Annotated in this window: 23 protein-coding genes and 1 tRNA gene; 6 read left to right on the top strand and 18 right to left on the bottom strand. The window is 54.1% G+C overall.

Features of this window, described 5'->3' with window-relative positions; translation table 11 throughout:
• The first annotated feature begins 49 nt into the window (after window positions 1-49).
• Window positions 50-511, top strand: coding sequence for a GNAT family N-acetyltransferase (locus tag A6X21_RS01620; RefSeq protein WP_068845602.1), 462 nt, complete (start codon window positions 50-52; stop codon window positions 509-511).
• A 129-nt stretch (window positions 512-640) separates the two neighbouring features.
• On the opposite strand, the gene A6X21_RS01615 is transcribed toward A6X21_RS01620, so the two are convergent.
• From A6X21_RS01615 to A6X21_RS01595, 5 genes are all read right to left on the bottom strand, one after another.
• Window positions 641-1,054, bottom strand: a complete 414-nt coding sequence (locus tag A6X21_RS01615; protein ID WP_165603652.1) for a helix-turn-helix domain-containing protein — start codon at window positions 1,052-1,054, stop codon at window positions 641-643.
• 106 nt (window positions 1,055-1,160) lie between these two features.
• Window positions 1,161-1,739, bottom strand: a complete 579-nt coding sequence (locus A6X21_RS01610) for an RES family NAD+ phosphorylase (protein ID WP_068845595.1) — start codon at window positions 1,737-1,739, stop codon at window positions 1,161-1,163.
• A 1,151-nt stretch (window positions 1,740-2,890) separates the two neighbouring features.
• Entirely contained in the window at window positions 2,891-3,178 is a 288-nt protein-coding gene (locus tag A6X21_RS01605; protein WP_068845593.1) for a DUF1330 domain-containing protein, read from the bottom strand.
• Window positions 3,179-3,212: 34 nt separating this feature from the next.
• Entirely contained in the window at window positions 3,213-3,968 is a 756-nt protein-coding gene (locus A6X21_RS01600; RefSeq protein ID WP_068845591.1) for an SDR family NAD(P)-dependent oxidoreductase, read from the bottom strand.
• A 66-nt stretch (window positions 3,969-4,034) separates the two neighbouring features.
• Window positions 4,035-4,916: an RNA polymerase sigma factor gene (locus A6X21_RS01595; protein ID WP_068845618.1), complete on the bottom strand. Its 882-nt coding sequence runs from the start codon at window positions 4,914-4,916 to the stop codon at window positions 4,035-4,037.
• 198 nt (window positions 4,917-5,114) lie between these two features.
• Here A6X21_RS01595 and A6X21_RS01590 point away from each other — a divergent pair, with 198 nt between their 5' ends.
• The 3 genes from A6X21_RS01590 to A6X21_RS01580 all read left to right on the top strand — a co-directional run bounded on the left by A6X21_RS01590 (window position 5,115) and on the right by A6X21_RS01580 (window position 7,531).
• Window positions 5,115-5,582, top strand: coding sequence for an Rrf2 family transcriptional regulator (locus tag A6X21_RS01590; RefSeq protein ID WP_068845589.1), 468 nt, complete (start codon window positions 5,115-5,117; stop codon window positions 5,580-5,582).
• Window positions 5,583-5,655: 73 nt separating this feature from the next.
• A complete protein-coding gene (locus tag A6X21_RS01585; protein ID WP_068845587.1) occupies window positions 5,656-6,417 on the top strand; it encodes a class I SAM-dependent methyltransferase in 762 nt (253 codons plus the stop codon).
• 250 nt (window positions 6,418-6,667) lie between these two features.
• Window positions 6,668-7,531: a hypothetical protein gene (locus A6X21_RS01580; RefSeq protein WP_131818136.1), complete on the top strand. Its 864-nt coding sequence runs from the start codon at window positions 6,668-6,670 to the stop codon at window positions 7,529-7,531.
• 275 nt (window positions 7,532-7,806) lie between these two features.
• Here A6X21_RS01580 and A6X21_RS01575 read toward each other — a convergent pair.
• Together A6X21_RS01575 and A6X21_RS01570 are read right to left on the bottom strand one after the other, a co-directional pair.
• Window positions 7,807-7,881: transfer RNA gene (locus A6X21_RS01575), tRNA-Pro, on the bottom strand.
• 148 nt (window positions 7,882-8,029) lie between these two features.
• Window positions 8,030-9,790 carry an ArnT family glycosyltransferase gene (locus A6X21_RS01570; RefSeq protein WP_068845583.1) on the bottom strand — a complete coding sequence of 587 codons (1,761 nt, stop codon included), beginning with the start codon at window positions 9,788-9,790 and terminating at the stop codon, window positions 8,030-8,032.
• Window positions 9,791-10,314: 524 nt separating this feature from the next.
• On the opposite strand from A6X21_RS01570, the gene A6X21_RS01560 reads away from it, so the two are divergent.
• Window positions 10,315-11,175: a PilZ domain-containing protein gene (locus A6X21_RS01560; protein WP_068845580.1), complete on the top strand. Its 861-nt coding sequence runs from the start codon at window positions 10,315-10,317 to the stop codon at window positions 11,173-11,175.
• Between the two features lie 105 nt (window positions 11,176-11,280).
• On the opposite strand, the gene A6X21_RS01555 is transcribed toward A6X21_RS01560, so the two are convergent.
• The 8 genes from A6X21_RS01555 to A6X21_RS01520 all read right to left on the bottom strand — a co-directional run bounded on the left by A6X21_RS01555 (window position 11,281) and on the right by A6X21_RS01520 (window position 17,202).
• Window positions 11,281-11,922, bottom strand: a complete 642-nt coding sequence (locus A6X21_RS01555) for a carboxypeptidase-like regulatory domain-containing protein (protein ID WP_131818135.1) — start codon at window positions 11,920-11,922, stop codon at window positions 11,281-11,283.
• 330 nt (window positions 11,923-12,252) lie between these two features.
• The gene (locus A6X21_RS01550) at window positions 12,253-12,669 is read right to left on the bottom strand and encodes a VanZ family protein (RefSeq protein WP_068845576.1); all 417 of its coding nucleotides are present in this window, start codon (window positions 12,667-12,669) and stop codon (window positions 12,253-12,255) included.
• A 90-nt stretch (window positions 12,670-12,759) separates the two neighbouring features.
• Window positions 12,760-13,095: a flagellar hook-basal body complex protein FliE gene (fliE, locus tag A6X21_RS01545; RefSeq protein WP_083233323.1), complete on the bottom strand. Its 336-nt coding sequence runs from the start codon at window positions 13,093-13,095 to the stop codon at window positions 12,760-12,762.
• A gap of 177 nt (window positions 13,096-13,272) precedes the next feature.
• On the bottom strand, window positions 13,273-13,686 hold the full coding sequence (gene flgC, locus A6X21_RS01540) for a flagellar basal body rod protein FlgC (protein WP_068845572.1): 414 nt from the start codon (window positions 13,684-13,686) through the stop codon (window positions 13,273-13,275).
• Between the two features lie 6 nt (window positions 13,687-13,692).
• Window positions 13,693-14,169 (bottom strand): flagellar basal body rod protein FlgB, encoded by a 477-nt coding sequence (flgB, locus tag A6X21_RS01535; protein WP_068845570.1) that lies wholly within the window; start codon window positions 14,167-14,169, stop codon window positions 13,693-13,695.
• Window positions 14,170-14,375: 206 nt separating this feature from the next.
• Window positions 14,376-15,860, bottom strand: a complete 1,485-nt coding sequence (locus tag A6X21_RS01530; RefSeq protein WP_068845569.1) for a sigma-54-dependent transcriptional regulator — start codon at window positions 15,858-15,860, stop codon at window positions 14,376-14,378.
• Between the two features lie 370 nt (window positions 15,861-16,230).
• Window positions 16,231-16,677, bottom strand: a complete 447-nt coding sequence (locus tag A6X21_RS01525; RefSeq protein ID WP_131818134.1) for a hypothetical protein — start codon at window positions 16,675-16,677, stop codon at window positions 16,231-16,233.
• Between the two features lie 183 nt (window positions 16,678-16,860).
• Window positions 16,861-17,202 (bottom strand): DUF3467 domain-containing protein, encoded by a 342-nt coding sequence (locus A6X21_RS01520; protein WP_068845567.1) that lies wholly within the window; start codon window positions 17,200-17,202, stop codon window positions 16,861-16,863.
• A 164-nt stretch (window positions 17,203-17,366) separates the two neighbouring features.
• On the opposite strand from A6X21_RS01520, the gene A6X21_RS01515 reads away from it, so the two are divergent.
• The gene (locus A6X21_RS01515; RefSeq protein WP_165603651.1) at window positions 17,367-18,191 is read left to right on the top strand and encodes a type III pantothenate kinase; all 825 of its coding nucleotides are present in this window, start codon (window positions 17,367-17,369) and stop codon (window positions 18,189-18,191) included.
• 139 nt (window positions 18,192-18,330) lie between these two features.
• Here A6X21_RS01515 and A6X21_RS01510 read toward each other — a convergent pair whose 3' ends face one another.
• From A6X21_RS01510 to A6X21_RS23955, 3 genes are all read right to left on the bottom strand, one after another.
• On the bottom strand, window positions 18,331-19,743 hold the full coding sequence (locus A6X21_RS01510) for a sulfatase (RefSeq protein WP_068845565.1): 1,413 nt from the start codon (window positions 19,741-19,743) through the stop codon (window positions 18,331-18,333).
• A gap of 112 nt (window positions 19,744-19,855) precedes the next feature.
• On the bottom strand, window positions 19,856-20,398 hold the full coding sequence (locus tag A6X21_RS01505) for a CinA family protein (RefSeq protein ID WP_068845562.1): 543 nt from the start codon (window positions 20,396-20,398) through the stop codon (window positions 19,856-19,858).
• Window positions 20,399-20,615: 217 nt separating this feature from the next.
• Window positions 20,616-21,722: an EF-hand domain-containing protein gene (locus A6X21_RS23955; protein ID WP_068845560.1), complete on the bottom strand. Its 1,107-nt coding sequence runs from the start codon at window positions 21,720-21,722 to the stop codon at window positions 20,616-20,618.
• Between the last annotated feature and the right edge of the window lie 18 nt (window positions 21,723-21,740).

Raw genomic sequence — 21,740 nt, 5'->3', positions numbered from 1 at the left:
GCCGACCAGACCTTCGAGATGCGGGCTCTCTACGAACGAAAAGGATTGTATGACTGTCACACCCCCACCCGGCCTTGTCGTTCGGCTGATGGATGCCCGCGATCTCCAGCGCGGCTTTCTCGAAACCCTCTCGGTACTCAAGCCGACGGAGCTTTCCCATGAGGCGGCTGTCTCGGTCTTTCAACGCCGCCTGCGGAGCAAAGTTCACACGTATGTGGCTTTGCTCGATAATCAGGTGATCGGGACGGCTTCACTCATGATTGAGCCCAAGTTTCTGCATGGTGGCAGTGCAGTGGGGCATATTGAAGATGTGGCAGTCCGCCAGAGCGAACAGCATCACGGCATTGGGCTGGCACTGATGAAGCACCTCTTTGAAGTCTGCCAGCAGGCGGGTTGCTACAAGGTGATTCTCGATTGTGCGCCCGATGTGGCCCCCTTTTACGAAAAGCTCGGCTTCCACCAATGGGCTCTCGGGTATCGCGTCGATCTGCAAATCCAGCCCACAGCGTGAAGATCTCGACCCCCGCAGGAACTTCCTGCCCAGATCGGCTGATTGATTGCCGTGAATCACTCTGAAAATGCTACGGATATTTCTCTACAAATTCCTACATATTTTTTGGTTGACCACGAACGGTGGGTCTTACGCAGGGACTCCAGACCTGAGAAAGAAGATCATCGACCAGATACGATCACTCTCCCCGCGGTCGATGACTTCGATGGGTTTCAATCCGTCAAAAGCATCATTCGGGGTTTGTAACCACCAGCCGAGCGAGTCCTTTTTAATGACTTCAGCAAGGGCGTTAGTTAAACGGTGGATTTCAACAAGCTTACGTGCGACAGCTTCGGATGGAGGCGCCCCACTTTCTAATGTGGCGAGAGATCTCACTGAAACCGGGAGTAGCCGAGCAAAGTCTGCCTGCTTGAGTTGCAGTCGATGACGAAGCTCCAAAACCATACCCGCCTTGAAGGATGTGCGGCTGATCCTGGGCTTTGCCTGCCCCTTGGTCGGAACATGTTTGGGGACTGCTGATTTCTTGCGATTTATGACTGACATATCCCACCCCTGCAATTCTCTTCGCAATGGCAATAACCATCCCTGCTCTATGATCGGCATTTCTTCTCTGTGATTCAAGCAAAATGACATGCAAATTTGCATGTGTTCAGTCTGGCAAGCGATCAGCATTCATAACCAGAAGTCGGCTGCCGGGGATAAGATTCTCCGGAAAAACCAGCAGGTTATGGCCTTCCGTCACTGCGGAGGGGACAACAAGACCTTCCAGCCCTGATTCAGCAGCGGCCTGGCCGATGACTTGGGTCATCGGTACTCGACCTGTCAGGAGTTCTTTTCGCCAATCAATTGCTAACATCCGATCCAGAGAAATCTGGAGACGTTGCCGAATCACGCCTTCCCGAAAGTCCAGCACGATCTGAAGGTTGGCCTCCATCGCAACGAACGTGCGAGGCATCGCATCTTGCAACGGAATACCATAATAGCGGAAATGGGCCAACGTCTCTGACAAAGCTATTTCGGGAGTCAGCGAGGCGTAAACGGCACGAATTCCAATAGGATTCCACCGCCCTCCTTGCCGCTTGCTCCCTACGCCCGAACTTAAATCTCTTTCGTTTGCATACTTTGGCGTGCTGGATCGGAAGACAGTCTCTTTGAATGTCGTCGCGTACTGTCGTAATCGAGTGAAGCGACTTTTCAACTGTCCGATGCTCGGAAGGCCTGCACTCATAGGATCTCCAAAAGCATCTCATCGCTTGGCAATTCAAGTCACACGCCGTCGAGAATTTAGACGTGAAAAGTAGAAGAAATCAAGCATCGGTCGGCGTGTGCATCATGAGCCACAAGGAGAGTTATCAATCTGTCGATAAATCGTCTCCAGAACTTTTTCGACACGCCAGTGCTCATTTTTTCTGACAGTTAGCGGCTGGGTTGCATCGCTGTACTACGGTCTACGGACATTCAAAACGGCTTGGTTCACCGGGCTGCGGTGAACCAACCTTGATTTCAAAATCCGGGCGCCCTGCGGCTACATGTGCAACTGTTTGTTGTTTGACTCGACTCTTCTTGTTACCAGAACAGCACGAATCTCCCTTCTAAGCCGTTACCATGTTTTCTAGTTCGGCCACAGGTTGTCATAATTGGTGCTGTCGTACCGTATTCAACGTCGTCGGAGTACCATTGGTTACATAACGGGCATTTCCAGCAAACATGACAGGTTGCACCTTCCTCGCCGCCCTCGTCCCGCATTGTTGCGACAACCAACCGAACGTCAAACTGTCGATCATGATTACTCGGTTCCCAACCGATAGCCTTTGCATCGATGATGACTCGACTCACGAACTCTGGCGTAATGGATCGCACACTGATTTCGTCAGGCACACTTCCAAGGTCGAGGTACGGGTCGCAACATGGGATCTCTACGGCAAGCCGTGAACCATTGTTGTCTGGTTGCACGACTAGTATGACGTTATTAGTCGTGTGCTGAGACCTCGACGAGACTGTCCAGCGAAACAGGGTGCCGTCAACGACGATTGCAGTACTATTTCGATTTGATAGTGCCATCGTGAAAGAGCTTATCTTTGCAAAGTGCCAGGTTTTCGTCCGGCAAAGTGTGGTAGCAATGTATCGCAGCTCGGCGGTGTGTTTGGGACCATTGAGTTCGGATGTATCATACGGGTTTACGGCTTGCTCATTATCACATTATTCGACTGGGCACGCAGCGTCGATACGATACCATTGTCGTCATGGTTCGATGGTGACTGCGGAAAGATGCGTGGCGAATGTGGCGGGGGTGGGCAAGCAAAAACGGCAGGCGGGAGCCTGCCCTACAGTCTGCTGGCCGGCGGTTTGTGCGTCTCAACACTTTCAGCCTTATCGCTCTCACAGTCCTTCGACGATTAAGCCGCGGTAGATAGCGCCTTTGTGTCGGTGCTGGGCGGCTTGCTGGTAGGCGGGGCTTTCGTACCAGTCGCGGGCTTCAGCAAACGTCGGGAACTCGGCAATGACGACCCCTTCCACAGCCGGGCCCTCCAACGTCAGATGCCTCCCATAGGCAGCCAGCACTTTTAATGGGCGACCATCCAGCGTCCCCTTTACCTTTTCCCAGTAGATTTCCAACTCGGACGGATCGAGTGTTTTTTCACGCATGAAGACAATGTAAGCGGGCATGAGGTTCTCCTGCAGACGTTTGAAAAGATGAGGCTTAGCGCAATCCGCCCGAAGCGAGGATGACTTCACCCGTCAACCAGCCGGAATCATCCGAGGCGAGGAACGCCACCACTCTGGCGATATCCTGCGGTGTCCCCATACGACCCAGAGGCGTCATGGAGACGAGAAGTTTCTCAAAGTCACTCTCGACACCATAGAGTCCGGCTGCCTTCGTCCCTTCACTCAGTGTCGCGCCGGGATTGACCGAATTAACGCGTATGTTTCGCGGGGCGAGTTCTTTGGCGAGCACACCCGTTACGGCATCCAGCCCTGCTTTGCTCGCAGAATAAATGGCGTAGCCGGGTGTGTGTGAGCGGGAAGCCACAGAGCCGATATTGATAATACTGCCGCCTTCCGGCCCGAAGTGCAGGAGCGATTCGCGGATCACCAAAAGCGGCCCAAGCAGGTTGATATTGATCTCGCGGTGGAATTCGGCCTCGGTCAGTTCTGCGATCGGCATGGCCTGATAAACACCGGCATTGTTGACCAGAATGTCGAGAGAGCCGAAGGCGGCCTGCGTGCGCTCGAACAGTGCTGCAACATCGGCGGCTTTCGCAACATCCCCCGGCAGTGCCAGGGCCTCGCCACCTGCGGCCTTGATCGCAGCCACAACAGATTCGGCGCCGGCCCGGTCGCTCGCGTAGTTCACCACCACAGCCGCACCGGCGGCAGCAAGTTCCCTCGCGATTCCCGCTCCGATCCCTTTAGACGCTCCCGTGACGAGAGCCACTTTGTTATGCAATTTCGACATGAATTGTCCTCCTTACTCCCATAGACACGAGAGGAAGGGGACTGTGACAGACGATTCCAGAATTATTCATTTGAGATCGAGAGCTGTCCCGAAATCGCCTTTGTCGAGCAGTCGTCGGACCCAGTCGAGCTGGTGCCTGGGTTCGAGAAAAGGATGTTCGCGGAAGATCGTCTGGTCATGTTCATCCACGGTTCTCTCGATCGTGCGTACCAGACCTTTGGCTGCTGCCGAGATACGCCGCACGTGCAGGGGGACAAACTGCAGATGGTTGGGATCGACATGCCCCGCCTCGATGAAACCTCTCGTCTTTCTGGCACAGCGGCAGGGGTTGTCGGGATTGACCAGACCACATTGGCCATGCATGAACTGATAGAGATCACGGCGGGCGCGGGAGAGGCTCTGGCGGAAGTTGTCGGCGGAGATCTCCAGGATTTCGCTGCCGACCTTGTCGGTGACTCCGAGGATTTCGCCGAGCGTGAAGATCAGCCGCTGCTGGCGGTCAAGGCAGAGCAACATCCCCATCGTGCAGGAGATTTTCGCCTCTTCAACGAGGAGCGGCACTTCGACGGGAACCGACTTCGGGTCGGGCAGATCGAGATCCGGCGTAGCGTTGATCGCGCTGGCGTAGCTGGAGAAAGTTTGAACGTCCCGCTCGGCACCGCGACGTCTCATGTTCAAGACATGGTTGGCAGTGATGCGATAGAGCCAGGTACGAAACTGGCTTTGCCCCTGGAACGTGCTGAGGCGGGTGATGACCTTGATCAGCACTTCCTGGGTGACTTCCTCGGCATCCTGAGCATGAAAGACCATGCGGATGGCGATGTTGTAGATCCACGCCTGATGCCGGAGCACCAGCTTCTCGAGCGCCTCACGACTCCCTTGCCGGGCCTCTTCGATGAGGCCGGCGTCGGTCGATTCATCGGGGACTTCGGTGAGGGGATTGTGCATCGCGAAATTCCTGGCCCAGGGTTCTGGAGTCAACTCCACACATGATCAACTCCTTGGACACCCAAGGGAATGCCCTGTGACAGACTCTTCAAAAATGGCAGTTTCTTCCCGTAAACGGAATCGATGGGGATGGTTAGTCCTGCCTGAAGAGTCGGCGACCCCTTGACAGCCCTGCACTCATGTAACATATTGTGTTTCATGAAAAGGGACAGTCGACTTTCCGGGGTGCTGCACATCCTGCTCCACATGGCGGAGCAGGCGGGGCCGGTCACGTCGGAAGATCTGTCCAAGATGATGGAGACCAACCCGGTCGTGGTCCGAAGGATCATGGCGGGGCTTCGACAGCAGGGATACGTTAGCTCTGAGAAGGGTCACGGCGGTGGGTGGACATTGGCTTGCGACCTCTCCAAGGTGACTTTTCGAGACATTTACATTGCGCTCGGGCGTCCTTCGTTGCTTGCCATCGGCCATCGCACCGAGGCACCCGGATGCCTGGTCGAGCAGGCCGTTAATGCAGCTCTTCAGCAGGCATTCCATGATGCCGAGGAGCGGCTGCTTAGTCGCTTTGGCGAAGTCACGCTGGCCATGCTCAGCGATGATGTTCGCTCGCGATTGGCAGCGAGAGAGAGTTCGCATGCATTCGAGGATCACGCCCATCTCTTCTGAACCCCACCGCCCCCAATCCCCATTTTCGAACGCCTTTCGATTCAAAGGTCGGGAGCGGTCAAAAGAGTGCATCATGAAGAACTCTGTGATCCGCCAGCTCCTTCTCGCAATTGCGCTCAGCACAATCGGCTGTGGTACGCGATTCGAGGGTGACGTGATGGATATCGCCAGTAACACACCGGATGTGCAGAGAACGTCGAAAAATGATTTGTCCGAGTCAGCACCCAGTCATGAGAACACTTCCATGCCCCATGATCACAAACAAGCCTTTGCCTACCCTGAAGAAGTTTCAAAAAAGTGGAACAACCCGGAGCGGGACAAGTGGCAGCATCCTGAGGAGATCATCGCGGCTCTGGCCTTGAAGCCAGGCGCAACGGTCGCAGATCTCGGAGCGGGGACAGGCTATATGGTGGCTCATATGAGTAAGGCCGTTGGTCAAGATGGCACAGTCATGGCCATCGACGCTTCGGAGGAAATGGTCGAGTATCTGACAAAGCGGCAGGCCGAGTTGGGGCCGGCCACGATTGTGCCGCAGAAAGTTGGATTCGATGATCCAGAGCTACCAGCCTCAGGAGTGGATCGAGTGTTGACATTGGACACGTGGCATCACATCGAAGGGCGGGAAACTTACGCCAAGAAGGTCTATGATGGGCTGAAGCGAGGTGGATTGTTTGTTGTCGTAGAACACGACGTCCAAGCAGAACACGGCCCGCCCAAAGGAATGCGACTCGATTCCAGACAGACAGCACGACAGCTTGAGGCAGCAGGATTCCGAGCCGAGATCGTTCTAGAATCCATGCCGCGACACTACATGGTCGTGGGTCATAAAGATTAACTATTGTTTGCAAACAAAAAATCCCGCAAACAGTCACTTTCGCAACCATTGTCGGGATCTGGTTAATCGAATCAGTCGGGGCGACAAGACGGCGATTGAACTTTTTGTTGACGTAGTGACAGAGTTGAACAGCGACTTTTGTCGGAACTTTGCCCTTTCCATTAGCCAACTGATAATCTGGCCTCTTTCTTGATGAAAGCGAACCGGGCCGGGCGAATTGTTGTCAAACTGACACATGTGGGGGGACACAATGATCAATTCACCGACTCCAGAAGTTGTGATGAACATCTTTCTCGACAACCGGCTGGAGAGCTATGCCCAGTTCTTTGATCATGAACTAGCTCGGAAATTCAAAGCGCTAACGAGTGGAACAAAGCTCGACGAGGCGGTAGGCGTTCTTTGCGGGACATGGAAAGCCGCGTCAAATTCGATGAGGCTCCCGTGGCTTGCGGTTAAGAGTATAGAGAAAATGGCACTTGGTGCAGCTATCGACACAACTTCAAAACAGTCGTTTCTTGAGTACTTGCCGACGCACCTGAGGCATACGCTCTCAATTCCGGATGAATTAGGACTTGAAATAGAAGCCGAGATTCGTCGGGCCATTGAAGCGTATCGCATAGCTGAAAGGGAAACAAGAAAGACGTTCAATAGTCAACTTGTTTGGGATTCTCTATTAAATATTAAAAAGGACGATGGCTCGCTGGTCGCTGAGTTTCCGATGGCCGTATGGGGGTCGCAGCAAATTGGCTTTGGTGCTACTTATCACGCCTACGAAAACTTTGTCCGAACGGTGCTTGAGAAGCTGTCGAGCAAGCCCGGCTATCGGATAAAATATGACGGGAAAGTCCAGAAGGATATTGGAACATTTCTCGACAAGAGCATTAGTGAGCAGTGCATTGACGATCCCAAAATTAAGCTCGCCAAGGAAATTCGGAACTCGTTGGCTCATCAAGGCGGATTCGTCGAAGTCGATCCTGCCACACCAAATCAATACCACGGTTTCCGCGTCGTCAACAATATCGTGCAAGTCGATGCGACCAACAATCGAGAGCTGTTCCTACTTCTTCAAGACCGTGCGTACATTTTTGCTGAGGCTGCTCTGAAAAGGCTATGAGAACCTGCCTTGTAATATCCAGGAATAAATTCGCAGAAACCAAGCGCCAATTTGTGGCTGACGATCACGGACACGGAAAGTAGATGACTTGACGACCAGCGTCTTCAAGGTCTCGTAAATTCTTCGGCAGGGCAAGATGAGAGCGAATGACGCTGAAAAAAAGCATGGTCCAGGAAGCCGTTCTATAGACTTCTCAACTTGATCTCGGAATTCATTGCATTCACAATGCGAAAGCCCTTCGACATGCTTGTCGAAGGGCTTTTTGTTCAGGCGAATCGGGCTGGCGGGATTTGAACCCACGACCTCTTGCACCCCAAGCAAGCGCGCTAGCCAGGCTGCGCTACAGCCCGATGTCTTTGGCAAAGCCTGCCAGGCCATCACTTTCATGATGTCTGCGGGCTTTGGAGACTCATGGGTTATCGCAGCCGGGGGGGAATTTTGCAAGTCCGGCGGAGGATTGCCGGCCTGCCGGGCTGGGCCTGGGTGCGTCTGAACCTTTTACCGGGTGCCAAATTCTGATGGGCGTGAGGTTTGCGGCACAAATCCGCCAGGTTCTGCCAGATAATTGGCAGGGGTGACGAAATCGGCCCGGCGGCCTAACACCAGCCATTGTTTCTGCGGAAATTCGGGAGTCGGAACGACGGGCTGGCGTGAGATGAGTTTCCACGAAAATGGCAGACGCCGGTTTTGATGTTCACTTTCCATAAAGCAGAAGACGTGATGCCGGAGATCGAGGGTCTCGTGGTCTTCGGGCCAGGGCTGTCGGGGCAGGAGCTGGTTGAACTTGAGCAGGACATCGGCCCGGATCGATCCCAGGCTGATCTCCGGCATCTGGCCCGCGAGTGGCCTGGGAATTACGAGTGGTGGGGCGGTGGCTAATGGTGCCGGTACCAGACTGGCGCGGATGGGTGGTGCAATCGAGAGAGTCATCAGGAGTGCGGTGGCTCCCATGGCCCATAATCCGTGGTGAGGATGCCGACCGAGTGACCGCATGATGACGATCGAGAGACACACCATGGCCATGCTCGACCAGACGAGTGTTTCCCACGGGATATGGGCCATTTTTTCGGGGAGGACTCCTCGAAGTGCCATGGCGAGGCCCATGCCGATGAAGCTGACAATGACTGTCCCTTGAAGGAATGTGGGCCAGATGAACTGCCAGTCGCTCGTGGGGAAGGATTCGACGGATCGCTGCACGACGATGGCGGTTAATACAGTGATGCCGGGGAGAAGGAGGAGTGCAGCGGAGGGTGTGCAGCGGGGATCAACCCACATGAGTGCCCCGGGGATCAGCAGGCAGACACTGATGAACTGAACGGCGGGCCGAGCTTCCCCTAAATGGCGGCGGAAGTCAGCAAAGAGATAGACCACGAGCAGCAGACCCCATGGCAACAAGATGGTGCAGGCTACCAGGAGCGGGAAGGTCACGAGATGCTCGACCAGCGACCATAACGGGTTGGCAGTTCCCAAGGGAGAAGCCCCCGCCCACCAGGGATTAATGCCTGTGATTGAAAGGTAGGTCAGTACCCAGGAACCTGTCAGCCCGATGCAGCCCAGGAGACCAGCCAGATGCCCGAACGTAAGGGCGTATTCTTCTTTGCGGCGGAGAATCAGGTAGCAGGTCAGGCTGCTGGCAAAGACGAGAGCGGGGAACAATCCACTGGAGAGAATTGCCAGGGTGAGAGCGAGGTAGGGAACGACCCACTGAATCAGATCGGGCCAATCGTGCAGCCAGCCAATGTGCCAACTGAAGAGTGCCAGCGCCAGGAAAAATGCAGCGATGGGCAATGCAGTGCCACTGCCCAGTTGCATCTGGACACCGACGGTGGTGAGGAACATCAGCCCGGCACCCAGACTTCCCACTGTTCCCATGAACTGGCGGCAATAGGCATAAAGTAACTGGCCAGTCAGCCAGAAGGCAATCAGTGAGGGAAGTCTGATCGACCAGGCATCGACATGGCCCTGAACAGTGGAAATCAAAGCGATCAGCCAGACTTGCAGTGGTGCCAGTTGCGGGACGGGGACATCCTGACAACGAGGAACGACCCACTCCTGGGAGAGCAGCATTTCGAGGGCAGCGCGGCCGACGGTTGCTTCGGCCATCGATAACGGTGTGACCAGGGGAGCCAGACACAACATGGCCAGTGAAAGAATGCCTAAAGACCAGCATTCCACTTCGAGCCACCAGGGAGTCTTCCGGGCCGAGAGAAATGCCCACGGAGGAACTTCGAGTTCAAGGGGAAGTTGACCTATCGCCATGGTACGCATCCTTGCGAATCAAATCGTTCTCGAGGAGACCACAGGGGTGGCCTGTAGCCGTTTTTTCGTTGGGGGCTGGCCCTTCACGATGGAGCTTGTACGTTTCCCTGGAAATAGCAGCGATGTGCTGGCTGAGAAGACATGCTTGCCCAGAGCTGCAAGCATGGCACGTTACACGATAAACAGAGCGCGACAGGGCCCCAAGAGACGTACTGTAACGAATTTACCGAATGTAAGGCAAAAGTTTCTCGCGTGAACCTGTGGTCAGGTCGGTCAATTGCCTCAAATCGAGAGAGATCGATAAGAGTCGTTTGCTGGTTGTCGATCTCGACGTAGTCTTTGAGCAACAACGAGTCCATCGAGAATGGGGGCAGAGATCTCTGCTTCAAGACGCTGTTTCCAACCTGGAAACAGTGACGCGGGGGTCGTGTTCGCTGGAGAATTGATCAGATTCTCGATGTGTCCGTTGTTTCCCGAAGTTCTGGTAGAAGCCTTCTGATTCCAAAGTTTTAACGGTAAGCGCCATGACGAAGCATCCCTCCGGGAATCTGGAAGTCTCCCGAGTGACGAAATCACTCTTCAGGCTGAAATCTCTCACTGAGAGGCTGCCTGCTGTGGACCAGCTCAACGAGGCGATTGAATCCCGCTTGCAGGCGGCCACTTCTCATGCTGTTGATGTTCAAAAGGCCCGGGAAGCCAAGGGCCCGGAAGATGTGGCTTTTGAGCAGCCCGGCACACTGGAAAAGATGCCTCAGACTGATGCACGGAGACTCGAACAGTTGCATGGGATTGGATCGATTTCTGCTGCTTCCACTGTGGAATACAACCCATTTCCATCACAGAGCGATCCTTTTGCAGCCTCTCATTTTGCTCCACCGCAGGATGATGAGAGCGAAAGACGACAGGATTGGCGGATGAATCTTTCGATCAAGGTTTCGGTGCTTCGAGTGAGTAAAGAGAGACTGCCTTTACCACAGATTCTGGATGATATGCTGACGCATCATGGTTCGCCCGGTGAGGCACTCGATGTGAGTTTTAGTGGCTGCGCGGTCGCCGTTCCGATCCGCTGGCTCCCTGGAGAACGACTCGTCATTCGCTTGATGGCTGCGCAAACGGCGATGGGAGCGATTGATGCTGTCGCGATTGTGGTGAGAGCCACCGATCTGGGGCGTGGCAGGTTCAAGCTCGTCTGCCGGTTTCAGGCACCGATGACAGCCTCTCAGCTCGAGCGACTCTCGTGGTCGGCCCAGGATCCGTGGTCGCTGCCCACTGCCGAAGAGTCGGCCTGGCAAACCTGTGATGCCCATGAAATCCAGAACGCGTGGGCCTCGACCTTTGATGAGCTGATGCGACACGACCAGTTGCCAGTCTCGTGCGAAATTTAACCCTTAAGCTGATTGCCAGAGAATTCCTTAAATGACAAAAGCCATGCCTACTGTCAGTGACGAGTGGGCATGGCTTAGTTGATTTCAGCAGTCATCGCCAGGACGTTATGGTGTCTTGGGAGCGCTGTTGTCGTTATTGTTGGCTTCGTTCAAAGCCACTGCACCCAGAACTGTACCCGTTGTGCCGAGGATAATGGCCGTGGTGTTGACGGGGTTGAACATGGAACCAAACTGAGCACGGACAATGCTCGGTGAAGAAACCATGACAATACCGTTCTTGGATGAAGGAGGAGCTGTCCGCTCTGTCCAGACGCGGTAGGTGCCTTCGCTGTTGCCAGCGGACACCTGATAAACGCCACCCTTCAGGCCATCAACGCTGAACTGGCCGTTCTTATCGCTGTTAGTGCGAGCGACTTCCTGGCCGTTCTGCTTAATCACAACCTGAGCACCGTTCAGGGAAACACCCTGGGCATCGACCACGCGACCATTGAGCTGACCACCCACGAGAGTGATATCGCTCACTGGAGCTGCTGGCTTGACGGCAGGTGCCACTTCACCGGCCGAAACGATACCGGCAGGTGACAAGACGCCGGCACAGACGGCGGCCACAGCCAGGCTCTTTACCAATCCGAAACTCTTCATTTTGACAAGTCCCTTTGCTAGGAGTTTCCAACGCGGGCGAAACTCCTGCCCAAAGAGTGGACAGTCATTCCCCACGATCAACGAGAACGAATCGAAACCCGTCATCTGGTTTCTTCTGAGCTGATTCTGCGAATCGCGGCTCAGTCCATGCGCCCGCAATGGAATTGGTCTATTCGTTCATCATTTTGCATCGGACGATACTTGCCGATACATCATACGAAAATCACTTGTTTTGAGTTTTTTCCGATATTCATCTAAAAACTTGAGCGTAAATTCACGACATGTCATTTTTCTGTGTGAAACAACGCGCTCTATAGTGTTTGAATGCCATCGATTGCGGCAGAAATTGCCATCTGCAATTTTTCGCAGTTTTCACGCTGAAAGAGACATCTCATCAGCGTAAAGATCTATCGCAGCGTCGTTCGAGATCAGAATTTATTGATCGCCATGTCGTGGATGTCTGCGCAGAGATCCTCGAATGCGGCGCAGGCATGATAGAAGTAGAACACCTACCAACCACCCCACCACAGCGCCAGTAAGATCTGCGACCCAATCCCAGACATCTGCCTGACGACGAAAGTAGGGTTGTGTCAGTTCATCAAGAGCGGCATAAATCGCGATGACGAGCATGGCGATGGCAAAACGCTGCCAGGTTACGCGTCTGAGAACCTGATGCCTGACACCAAAGAGAAATCCCAGGCAGGCGTAACCGGTAAAGTGCAGCACATAATCGGGGAGTCGCGGCACGATCTTGGGCACAACGGGCCGGTGTGTGAGGAAGAACATCAGCGGCCAATAGAGCAGCAGCAGGATCAGAGTGATTGTCGAAATTGTCGTGACCAACCGCTTCACAAGGCACAGCTCCTGGTGCGAGATACCGGAGATTTCTACGAGACCGATATCGCTTAAGAATGCCGAAAGCTACCAATCATCAATGATGTATCAAAGCTGCATGTTCTGGATTTCGCGATAGGCTTCGATCAGCTTATTGCGAATTTGCAAAGTCAATTTCAATGCCAGATCCGCTTCCCGAGCTGCTGAGAACGTTTCAACCATCGACAAATCGGAGCCTGTCAAACTTCCTGCAATCTGGGAGTGCATCTGTTGTTGCTGGCCGTTGGTGGCATCCAGCGACTGGCTCAATAAATCTGCGAAGGAGACTGTGGGCTGTGTATTTGGAAGCGATTCTGGAAGTGCCAGTGGCTGGGACCAGGCCGTAAAGGGGACGGCCTGCCCGGGGGCCGGGAAAAACGCCGGTTGTGAGACCATGTTTGTCATGGAAATCTACCTACAATGCATTTTGATAGTATCCCAATCAGCCAGTAGGGTGCATGCAGTTCTTACGGAATGCACCAGTTCTTATTGATAGTTTCTTGCACCAAGTTGTGCTGGCCGCGAATTCATACGAATTGGTGCATTGGCATGCACCCTACTTAAGAGGTAGCCACTTATTTATCAACCCAAGAGGCGAAAGGTGTTCTGGATCATATCTTTGGTGACTTCCATCGTCGTAACGTTTGCTTCATAAGCCCGGCTGGCTTCCATGGCATTGACGAATTCTGTCACGACGTTGATGTTCGGATAAAGGACTTTTCCCTCCGCGTTGGCATGGGGATGGCCGGGTTCATAGGCCATTCGCGGCGGCGAGACGGTATCAATCTCAACTGTGGATGCCACTCCCTGGCTGCCAGTGGGACTGGTCGTGCCGACAGAGGTTGGTTGCATCATGACGAGCCGTCTTTGAAAAGGAGCAATCTTGCCCTCTTCATTCTGTGTCGTATTCACATTGGCGATATTGCCGGCGATTGTATCCATCCGGGTTCGCTGGGCAATTAAACCACTGGTACTGATATCAAGAGTATGGAACATGATATGTTAGACCTGCTCACTGATGACTGATTGAAGCTGGTTATATTGCAGATTCAATAATTCCGTCGCAAAGCTTTGCAACATCGAGTTCTTGGAGATCTGTGTCATCTGCTGTTCGATGCTGCGGTTGTTTGCATCCTGGAAGGTAATACCTGGCTGTGTTTTCTTTTCACTCGCCTGAAAGAGTGACTCGGGAAAGAAATTCGTAGTGTGAACTGATGTGGCTGAAGGTGAGAGGAGATCTGTTAAAGGATTTTCCGGATTTGCTAATGGCGAATGCAGGCTGGCTGGCTGTGCAGTCTGTGATTCATAGGCTTTTTTGAGTGCATTTTGAAAGTCGGCGACAGGCAGATCGCGCATGCGATAGCCGGGAGTATCGATATTGGCGACGTTTCCTGCGAGGACATCCTGCCTGAGTTCTGCAAACTTGGCTGTTTGTTTGAGCAGGTTTGATGTTTGTGATGTGAGCAGGTGATTGAACATGGAACGTGCCTCAGTGTGAACCTGAGAAGTGTGAGGTTGAGAAGGGTGATTTCAAGAAGGGGAGAAGGAAAAAAGGGTCGAAGGGGAGAAGCCAGAGGATCTTAGTTCATCAAAACAGTTAGAAAGAATTTCATTCGCAATAGACCTCGATCAAAACACCAATACGCCATACTCGAGAACGAGTATGGCGTATGGTGACTTCTGTATCAGGCAGCACGGGTTTCGAACGTGCTGATCATCGGCTCGACAGTTTCGACTGTCTCTGCCGGTGCTGCAATGCGGTTTGAGCCGGGCCCCCCTCGTGGTGGGTAGCCATACTCGCGGAGCTTACCTGAGAGTGTGCGAATCCCAATCTGGAGAGCACGAGCTGTCTTTTCGCGATTTCCTTCAAAGCGGGTGAAGGTTGATTCGATCAGCTTGCGTTCCATTTCGGCCAGAGTCAGGCCGGGCACGATATCTTCTTCTTCCTGGGCCAGTGGCTTCTGAATCCAGGGCTCGATCATATCGGCTGTGAGTTTGTGACTGCAGTCGATGGAACAGGCTCGGTCAATCACGTTTTCGAGTTCACGGATGTTGCCGGGCCATTTCCACTGACGCAATCGGTCGAGAGCTTCGACAGTCAGCATGCGTGGGGGACGGCCTTCGCGAACGGAAACACGATGCAGGAAGTGTTCAGCGAGTGTGGCGATGTCTTCGGGTCGTTCACGCAGAGCGGGAACTTCGACAACATAATCCTGCAGAGCTTCCGCCAGATCAGCCCGGAAGAGATTGCGGCTGACGAGTTGTGTCAACCGGATGGAGGTCGAGGCCATGATTCGCACATCGGCCCGAATGGGTTCGCCAGTGATCGGGTGCTCGCGTCTTTGCTGGCGTACGAGGTTCAGCAAGCGTCGCTGAGCAGGAATGGCAAGGTTATCAATCCCGTCGAGGTAAATTGTTCCGCCTTCGGCCTGATGGATACGGCCCGGCAGGTGCTGGCGACCATCTTCTTGTGGTGGGCAGGGTGCACCGAAGAGTTCCACTTCGAGAGCTTCGACCGAAAGGACATGGCAATCGACGCGGATGAATGGGCGGGAGCCACGTCGGCTGGCTTCGTGAATCGATTGAGCAGCAATCGTGGCACCGGCACCAGGTTCAGCCACAATCAGTACTGAACCGGCCTGCTCGGCGGCATGCTGAATCTGCTGGCGGAAGGTCTGCATGGCAGGGCTGTGGCCCACCATATCCCGCAGATTTCGATTGGAAATCTGACGCTTCAGCCGGCGGTTTTCTGAACTGAGGCGGCCACGCTGGGCAGCACCCGAGACAAGCTGATAGAAGACTGTCGAGTTGACAGGCCAGGTCAGGTGTTCGACACCAGCCACTGTGGAGTGCTGTGCGAACTCGCCGGGGTGAGATGCCACCTGGAGCAACTGAGTGGCCCAGCCTCGTTGCGAGATCTGGCCAGCCAGTTGGGCCACAGAATCCTGCAGGCCAAGTGGTCCGACGATACAGATGTCCGAAGGGACAGTCGACAGAATCTGCACGGCTGCATCGACGGTCGCACAGCGCTTCAGGTGGAAGCCTGCTGTTTGAACGTCGGCCGCGAGACGGTCGCCGATCGAAGGATCATTCGTGACGACCAGCACGCTGATCGAGCTGTCGACAGGAGCAGCCACACGCCGTGGGAATGGAATGATGTCGGGATTCATACATTGATCTTCGACAGGAGGGAGGGGGGGCGGGAATTAAACGGCAGGAGGGGAAAGGCAGGCTCAGGAAGAGCCGTTATCGATCAACAGTGAGCGCTGAAAGGTCTCAGCCTGACTGTCTAGCGAGGCAAATTCAAAGACGGGGAAATTGAACAGGTTGTGGGAGATTCAGCGAAAGGATGGAGAAGCAGATTCACAAGGCGAGGAGGTTCTTGAGCGATTCATCCATTGATCACCGCTCGATTGAGCAGCATGACCAGTGGCGGAAATTCGAGGCAATGCGAAAGGAATACTGAAAACTTGGAGAGGGGAGCAAGGCAGGTTTTGAGAGACAAAACTGACATGAACGTCAGCGGTGCGTGGTATGTAACTAACTTTCCCAAACGACGCGAGCCCTATTTTCCGCAAAATTTGCAGAATCGTAGGCGGAGGCCGCTGCCTGAGCGGAAGAAGCGGCAGAAAGTGCTGCTTGCACCTCATTTTTGCGGGCAGAAAGTGCTGTCGAAGCCCTGGATTCTACTGCCAGCAGCTCTTCCGTGAGCGTGGTGATCTCGCGAATACGGGTTGAGAAGAGTTCTTGAGCTGTGGCTGGGAGTGATTGGCCCTGGGTGCGAATCAATTCCCAGACATCTCGATAAGCCTTGCGGTGTTCGGCCATGGAATCGAGCAGTTGCTGTTTGTGAGTCAATAAAGCAATGAGATCGGCGTAGTTTTCCTGCTCGATGAGCTGTGCCTGATCGGCAGAGAGCTTTTTCAAAGCCAGCATGTAGCTTTTCCACAATTCCAGAGCCTGCAGGGGTGATAATTGGGAAGTCATCGGAACGTACTCGATCTGGGACGCTGGCAAAAATTTCGAACAAATCGATCATTGAAAAACAAACCTCTCCTGTCGAGTTCAGAAATTGAACCTGGACAGGAGAGGAACTGTCTCCAGACGTTTGTTGGCTTGGCTGAAGTTTTTTGCGATTTCGTGCCGCTGTGATTTCCTACGACGGATCAGCTATTTCGATTCAGGAAGCTGCTTGGCACGTTTGGAAACATCAATTTCCAGTGGGCCAAAAGCCTGCTCAAATCGCTGCAAAGAGGCCCCTAAAGCTGCCCACAACCGCTTGGCGGTGTAGTAGTTCATGACGACTCGCTCAGAAATCTTGATCTGACGAGCCGTGTTTGAAAACGGCATGGGATCCAGCCCGAAATCGACCACAACTTCCTCGGGTGTCCCCGCGACACGCGCGAAATTTGAGTACAGCGGTTTGAGATCGGCAGGTTCCTGAATTTGCGGCTGTGCCACGTTCAGAGTGCTGTTTCCATTCGAACCAGTCGCAGATTGTCCATCGGCCATGAGGCATCCTTCCTTGCAGGCAAGCAAACAACTATCCTTAATTCACACGTCTGTTTCACGAGACAAGCTCAAGTGTGAATCATTCGAGTCTGCCCAGATCATCCGACGATTCCCGATGTGGGTCAATTCTGTTTCTACGAAAGATCGTTCGAGAATTTGTTATGATGCAGACCTGGTCTCTGGCGATTGATTCGGGCAACAGCCGGGTAAAGTTTGGCCTCTTTCGCGATCAAAGCCATGCTCAATTCGAAGAACCAATCGAATTTCTGGCGCTTGATCTGCAATCTCCCCTGCCGGTCGAGATCCTGAATCAATGGTGCCAGAGGGCCATGGCTTCGGGTGCCAATAAGCTGCAATCGATTGCTGGTGGATCCAATCCCAGAGCACTCGATTGTTTGCTGGCTGCCTGGCCAGAAGTTGGCATGCGTTCTGGTGAAGCAGCGAAACAGAGCTTCTGGCCACGCCCTCACGTGCTGAGGAGTGGCCTGGATTTGCCGATCGTGATTGATGTCGATGCCCCGGAACGTGTGGGTCTGGATCGACTTTTTAACGCCGTTGCCGGGAATACGATTCGCTTACCCGATCAACCGGCCATACTGGTCGATGCAGGGACAGCGACCACCATTGACTGGGTCGATGCGACGGGCCGGTTTTGTGGAGGTGCGATACTTCCCGGGATTGAACTGGGGGCTCGCGCTCTGCATCAGTACACAGCGTTACTTCCGCTGATCAGCCGGCAGGAACTGAGTGCACCTCATCCTCATGTGATTGGCCGGAACACCCGTGCCGCCATGTCGAGCGGACTCTTCTGGGGGCATGTGGGAGCAATTCGCGAGATTTCAACCCGCTTATCGGCCCGCACTCAGCCCCCTGTCCTGCTGCTGACGGGAGGAAGTGCAGGCATTCTGGCGGGTGAATTCCCACAAGCGCGCCTGGTTCCTGCTTTGGGACTCTGGGGCATGATCCTTTCGATGCCCGCAGAGTCGTAAGCTTTCCCTCAGGGGGACGGTTTGCGGAAAACCATGCTAATGTATCCCCAAGAAACAACAGTGCGTTTTGGATCATGAAGACATGCTTGCCCAGAGCTGCAAGCATGGGACGGAGCTTGACTGTTTATGCAAAACGTGACTAGGTGGCGGAACCGGCTGCGGCTTTCTTTTTGGCTCCTTTTTTGTTTCCTGCCTTCTTGGCGTTGTTGGGCTGGTCAACAACTTTGGGAGCGGCCTGTTCGTGACTCCATTGATCCCATAGAGCCTGCAATTCTTTGACCTTGGCGGGGTTTTCCGAGGCCAGATTTTTGGACTCGGAGATATCACTCGCCAGATCGTAGAGTTCGGGCTGTCCACTACCACCGCGGGCGACGACCAGCTTCCAATCACCATGTCGAACAGCCCATTGCTCACCAAATCGCCAGTACAAGGTTTCGTGGGGCTTGTTTGCGATCGAACCTGTGAAATAAGGGACCAGATCGACACCATCCAGCTTCCACGCGGGATCGATTTTGCTCCCTGCGGCAGTCAGCACGGTTGGCAGAACATCCAGATTGATGACAGGATTGTCGTAAGTTTTTCCGGCAGGGAGCTTACCTTTCCATTGAACGAGGAACGGCACGCGTGTGCCCCCTTCGAACGTGGTCATTTTGAAGCCACGCAAAGGCCCATTCTGAGATGTCGTGCCCTGAGTCGGGCCCCCATTGTCTGCAATGAAGAAGATCAGAGTGTTTTCTTCCTGCCCCAGTTCTCGCACCTTGCCCAGCACCTGCCCAATGGCATCATCCATGGCTGACATCATGGCTGCAAAGAGTTTTCGTTTGGGATCTGTAATTGATTCAAAGCGATCGAGGTACTTCTGGGGAGCCTGCAGAGGAGCATGCTGTGCATTGAATGGAAGATACAAAAACCATGGGGACTGCCGTTGCTGTTCAATCCACTCGACCGAGCGTTTGGCATATTCGTCTGTGGTGTAAAAGTTTTCGTCGGAGACTTCTGCGACATCATTCGAGACCCGGGAATCGACAAACTTTGTGGGATGAAAAAACGGGGTGTTCGCGAGCGTGCCAAAGAACTCGTCAAAACCTCGTTTCGTGGGTCGATACTCCGGGCCGTCGCCGAGGTGCCATTTGCCGACGCAGGCTGTTTTGTAGCCTGAGCCATGCAGACGATCAGCCAGTGTTGTTTCCTGAAGATCGAGGCCAGAGACATTGGCAATTCGATTGAACTCATGCCCGAAGCGGGTGGGATAGCGGCCAGTCAACAAGCCGGCTCGGGAAGGACTGCAGTAGGTCGCTGCGACATAACCTTGGGTGCACCTTACCCCATTTTTAGCGAGTGAGTCGATGTGTGGCGTGGGGATCTGTGGATTCCCTTGAATCCCGGTTTCTCCCCATCCGAGGTCATCCGCGTAGAAGATAATGACATTCGGCTTCCTGGTGGTCTGAGTTTGCTCGGCTCCTTGTGCCAGATCGTCGATCGACGAAATCCCCACCAGGCAGATCCCTATGAGGCAGATCAAAGAGAAATGGAAGCCATTACGCAAAACCATGATGCCTACCTTTAGAGAATTCAGAGACAACCAACAGTCGACAGGCTGGCCGCCTGACTCAAAAACACGAAGACCTCGCCAGGAGCTTATCTATCACCATTTTGATAGTCAATTATTTGGCTATGAATTCTGCCTGAGGGCCTGGGATCTGTTCTGTCACAAATTCAATGAACAGGCGTGCGACTTCATGTTGCCGCCAGACACGCAGCGTCTCAGAAATCTCCGCAGGGACTTGAGATGGCAGATGCCAGCAAGTGCTTTTCAGGATTTGATTTGCGTCTCGAAAGACAATCGCTGCATGGACTTCACCATCCTGGGAAATGGGTGCGTGCGGCCCCAGATGACCTGTAATGGCGGCGGCGATATCCGCTTGAGGGGTTAATTGAAGGACACCAGCAGCCATCGCCTGAGCGACTTCACGACTGACGGCGGTGTACTGGGCGAGAGTCGCTGGCGACACACCCAACCAGGCCGTTTTGGTCTGTTCCTGATAAACAACCGCAGATCCACAGAGCCATGTACTGATCCCAGGAGTCTGTGCCAAAGTGGCGCTGACCAATCCAGCCGTACAGCTTTCGGCAAGGATTAACCTCTGTTTGTTCTCGGCCAGTCTGCCTGCCAGCCTCGCTGCTGCCTGTTCGAGAGGTGTGGGCATGACAAGCCTTTGAGTGAATCTCTGGCAGAACTCAATCTCGTATTCGCAGTATCGAGCAGTCACTGTATCGCGCAGTCACTGTATCAAGCAGTCACTGTATCAAGCAGTCACTGTATCAAGCAGTCACTGTATCGAGCAGTCACTGTATCGAGCAGTCACTGTATCGAGCAGACACTGTGACGAGCAGACACTGTGACGAGTCGAGGTTTTCCATTAACTACTTGGTCTTGCGATAACTGACAGTGAACTCTTCCAGAGTGAGTGATTTTGTGAGATCGGCCCCCACTTTTTCGAACAGTGGCTTCAGTCGTTTACTGACACTCCATTCATCGGGATCGACGGAGCCATTTTTGTTGGTGTCGAGCCGGTCAAAATACCCTTTGGCTTCGACGGCAATGGCGTCTTCACCTGATGAACTTCCGGCCTGAGGAGGGCCTCCTCGTCCGCCTCGATCACGAGAACCACGGTCGCGCCCCTCACTTCCGGATATCGCTCCTGAACTTGCCGATGTCGCCGAAAGGTTGCTCGCGACGGCTGATCCACTCCCAGTGGCACCGAGCAATCGGGCAGCCATGGCTTCGCTGACAATTTCATCTGCTGTTTTCGTTGCGAAGGCGGGGAGGCGAATCTCTGCGGGAGTGATGTACCCATCGCCGTTATGGTCGTAGGAAGCGAAATCTGCCCTGCGGGAGCGTGGCCACTCGGCAAACGAAATCTGATTGTCGGCATCCAGGTCGAAGGGTTTGTAATCATCCGGCAACGTGCGGGGAAAATCGTACTTCGGAACTTCCGTTTTCTTGCCACGATCACTTCCGCGATCTCGACCGCGACCCCCTTCACTGCGCTCATCTCCACCGCCACCAAAGCCGCTGCCTTCTCCACCACGACTGCCCCGACCACCAAAGCCTTCACCGCCAAAACCGCCCCCGCCAAAGCCACCCGGAGGACCGCCGCCAAAGCCACCTGGTGGGCCGCCTCCGAAACCGCCTGGAGGGCCACCACCGAAACCACCACCAGATTCTTCTCGCTGCCGCCGCAGTTGATCCATGACGCCTGAAAAATCTTCCCGACTGACAGGACGCGAAAGATCGACGCCACTTTCTTCGAGGCGGCCACGCAAAAAGCCGGGCACGCGATCGAGTTCCTCGCCAGAGAGAACACCATCGCCATCACGATCCATCATGCCCCAGAATCGGGCCGAGCGGTCTTCGCCATCCTGTGCCGCTGCGATGTTGCCCCAGGAAAACGAGGCCACAAAGAAGAGGCAGTAGCCCCATCGAAGGCCGTTTTCAGCAACTCTGGTCATTGTGGTGGAACCGGGCATGGGCTTGCTCCAGGCTGT

It is taken from the genome of Planctopirus hydrillae, assembly GCF_001707835.1.
GTDB lineage: Bacteria > Planctomycetota > Planctomycetia > Planctomycetales > Planctomycetaceae > Planctopirus > Planctopirus hydrillae.
Note: the sequence above shows the minus strand (reverse complement) of the source record. Positions and strands in the feature narration are given on the sequence as shown.

Bases quoted from the DNA above. Each gene is read 5' to 3' on its own strand.
- fliE (WP_083233323.1), bottom strand. From the start codon at position 13,095: ATGACAAACATGGTCTCACAACCGGCGTTTTTCCCGGCCCCCGGGCAG.
- A6X21_RS01510 (WP_068845565.1), bottom strand. From the start codon at position 19,743: ATGGTTTTGCGTAATGGCTTCCATTTCTCTTTGATCTGCCTCATAGGG.
- A6X21_RS23955 (WP_068845560.1), bottom strand. From the start codon at position 21,722: ATGCCCGGTTCCACCACAATGACCAGAGTTGCTGAAAACGGCCTTCGA.
- A6X21_RS01525 (WP_131818134.1), bottom strand. From the start codon at position 16,677: ATGACTTCCCAATTATCACCCCTGCAGGCTCTGGAATTGTGGAAAAGC.
- A6X21_RS01590 (WP_068845589.1), top strand. From the start codon at position 5,115: ATGAAAAGGGACAGTCGACTTTCCGGGGTGCTGCACATCCTGCTCCAC.
- A6X21_RS01580 (WP_131818136.1), top strand. From the start codon at position 6,668: ATGATCAATTCACCGACTCCAGAAGTTGTGATGAACATCTTTCTCGAC.
- A6X21_RS01505 (WP_068845562.1), bottom strand. From the start codon at position 20,398: ATGCCCACACCTCTCGAACAGGCAGCAGCGAGGCTGGCAGGCAGACTG.
- A6X21_RS01615 (WP_165603652.1), bottom strand. From the start codon at position 1,054: ATGTCAGTCATAAATCGCAAGAAATCAGCAGTCCCCAAACATGTTCCG.
- A6X21_RS01555 (WP_131818135.1), bottom strand. From the start codon at position 11,922: ATGACGGGTTTCGATTCGTTCTCGTTGATCGTGGGGAATGACTGTCCA.
- A6X21_RS01530 (WP_068845569.1), bottom strand. From the start codon at position 15,860: ATGAATCCCGACATCATTCCATTCCCACGGCGTGTGGCTGCTCCTGTC.
- A6X21_RS01595 (WP_068845618.1), bottom strand. From the start codon at position 4,916: ATGCACAATCCCCTCACCGAAGTCCCCGATGAATCGACCGACGCCGGC.
- A6X21_RS01605 (WP_068845593.1), bottom strand. From the start codon at position 3,178: ATGCCCGCTTACATTGTCTTCATGCGTGAAAAAACACTCGATCCGTCC.
- A6X21_RS01600 (WP_068845591.1), bottom strand. From the start codon at position 3,968: ATGTCGAAATTGCATAACAAAGTGGCTCTCGTCACGGGAGCGTCTAAA.
- A6X21_RS01610 (WP_068845595.1), bottom strand. From the start codon at position 1,739: ATGAGTGCAGGCCTTCCGAGCATCGGACAGTTGAAAAGTCGCTTCACT.
- A6X21_RS01585 (WP_068845587.1), top strand. From the start codon at position 5,656: ATGAAGAACTCTGTGATCCGCCAGCTCCTTCTCGCAATTGCGCTCAGC.
- A6X21_RS01560 (WP_068845580.1), top strand. From the start codon at position 10,315: ATGACGAAGCATCCCTCCGGGAATCTGGAAGTCTCCCGAGTGACGAAA.
- A6X21_RS01570 (WP_068845583.1), bottom strand. From the start codon at position 9,790: ATGGCGATAGGTCAACTTCCCCTTGAACTCGAAGTTCCTCCGTGGGCA.
- A6X21_RS01620 (WP_068845602.1), top strand. From the start codon at position 50: ATGACTGTCACACCCCCACCCGGCCTTGTCGTTCGGCTGATGGATGCC.
- flgB (WP_068845570.1), bottom strand. From the start codon at position 14,169: ATGTTCAATCACCTGCTCACATCACAAACATCAAACCTGCTCAAACAA.
- A6X21_RS01515 (WP_165603651.1), top strand. From the start codon at position 17,367: ATGCAGACCTGGTCTCTGGCGATTGATTCGGGCAACAGCCGGGTAAAG.
- flgC (WP_068845572.1), bottom strand. From the start codon at position 13,686: ATGTTCCATACTCTTGATATCAGTACCAGTGGTTTAATTGCCCAGCGA.
- A6X21_RS01520 (WP_068845567.1), bottom strand. From the start codon at position 17,202: ATGGCCGATGGACAATCTGCGACTGGTTCGAATGGAAACAGCACTCTG.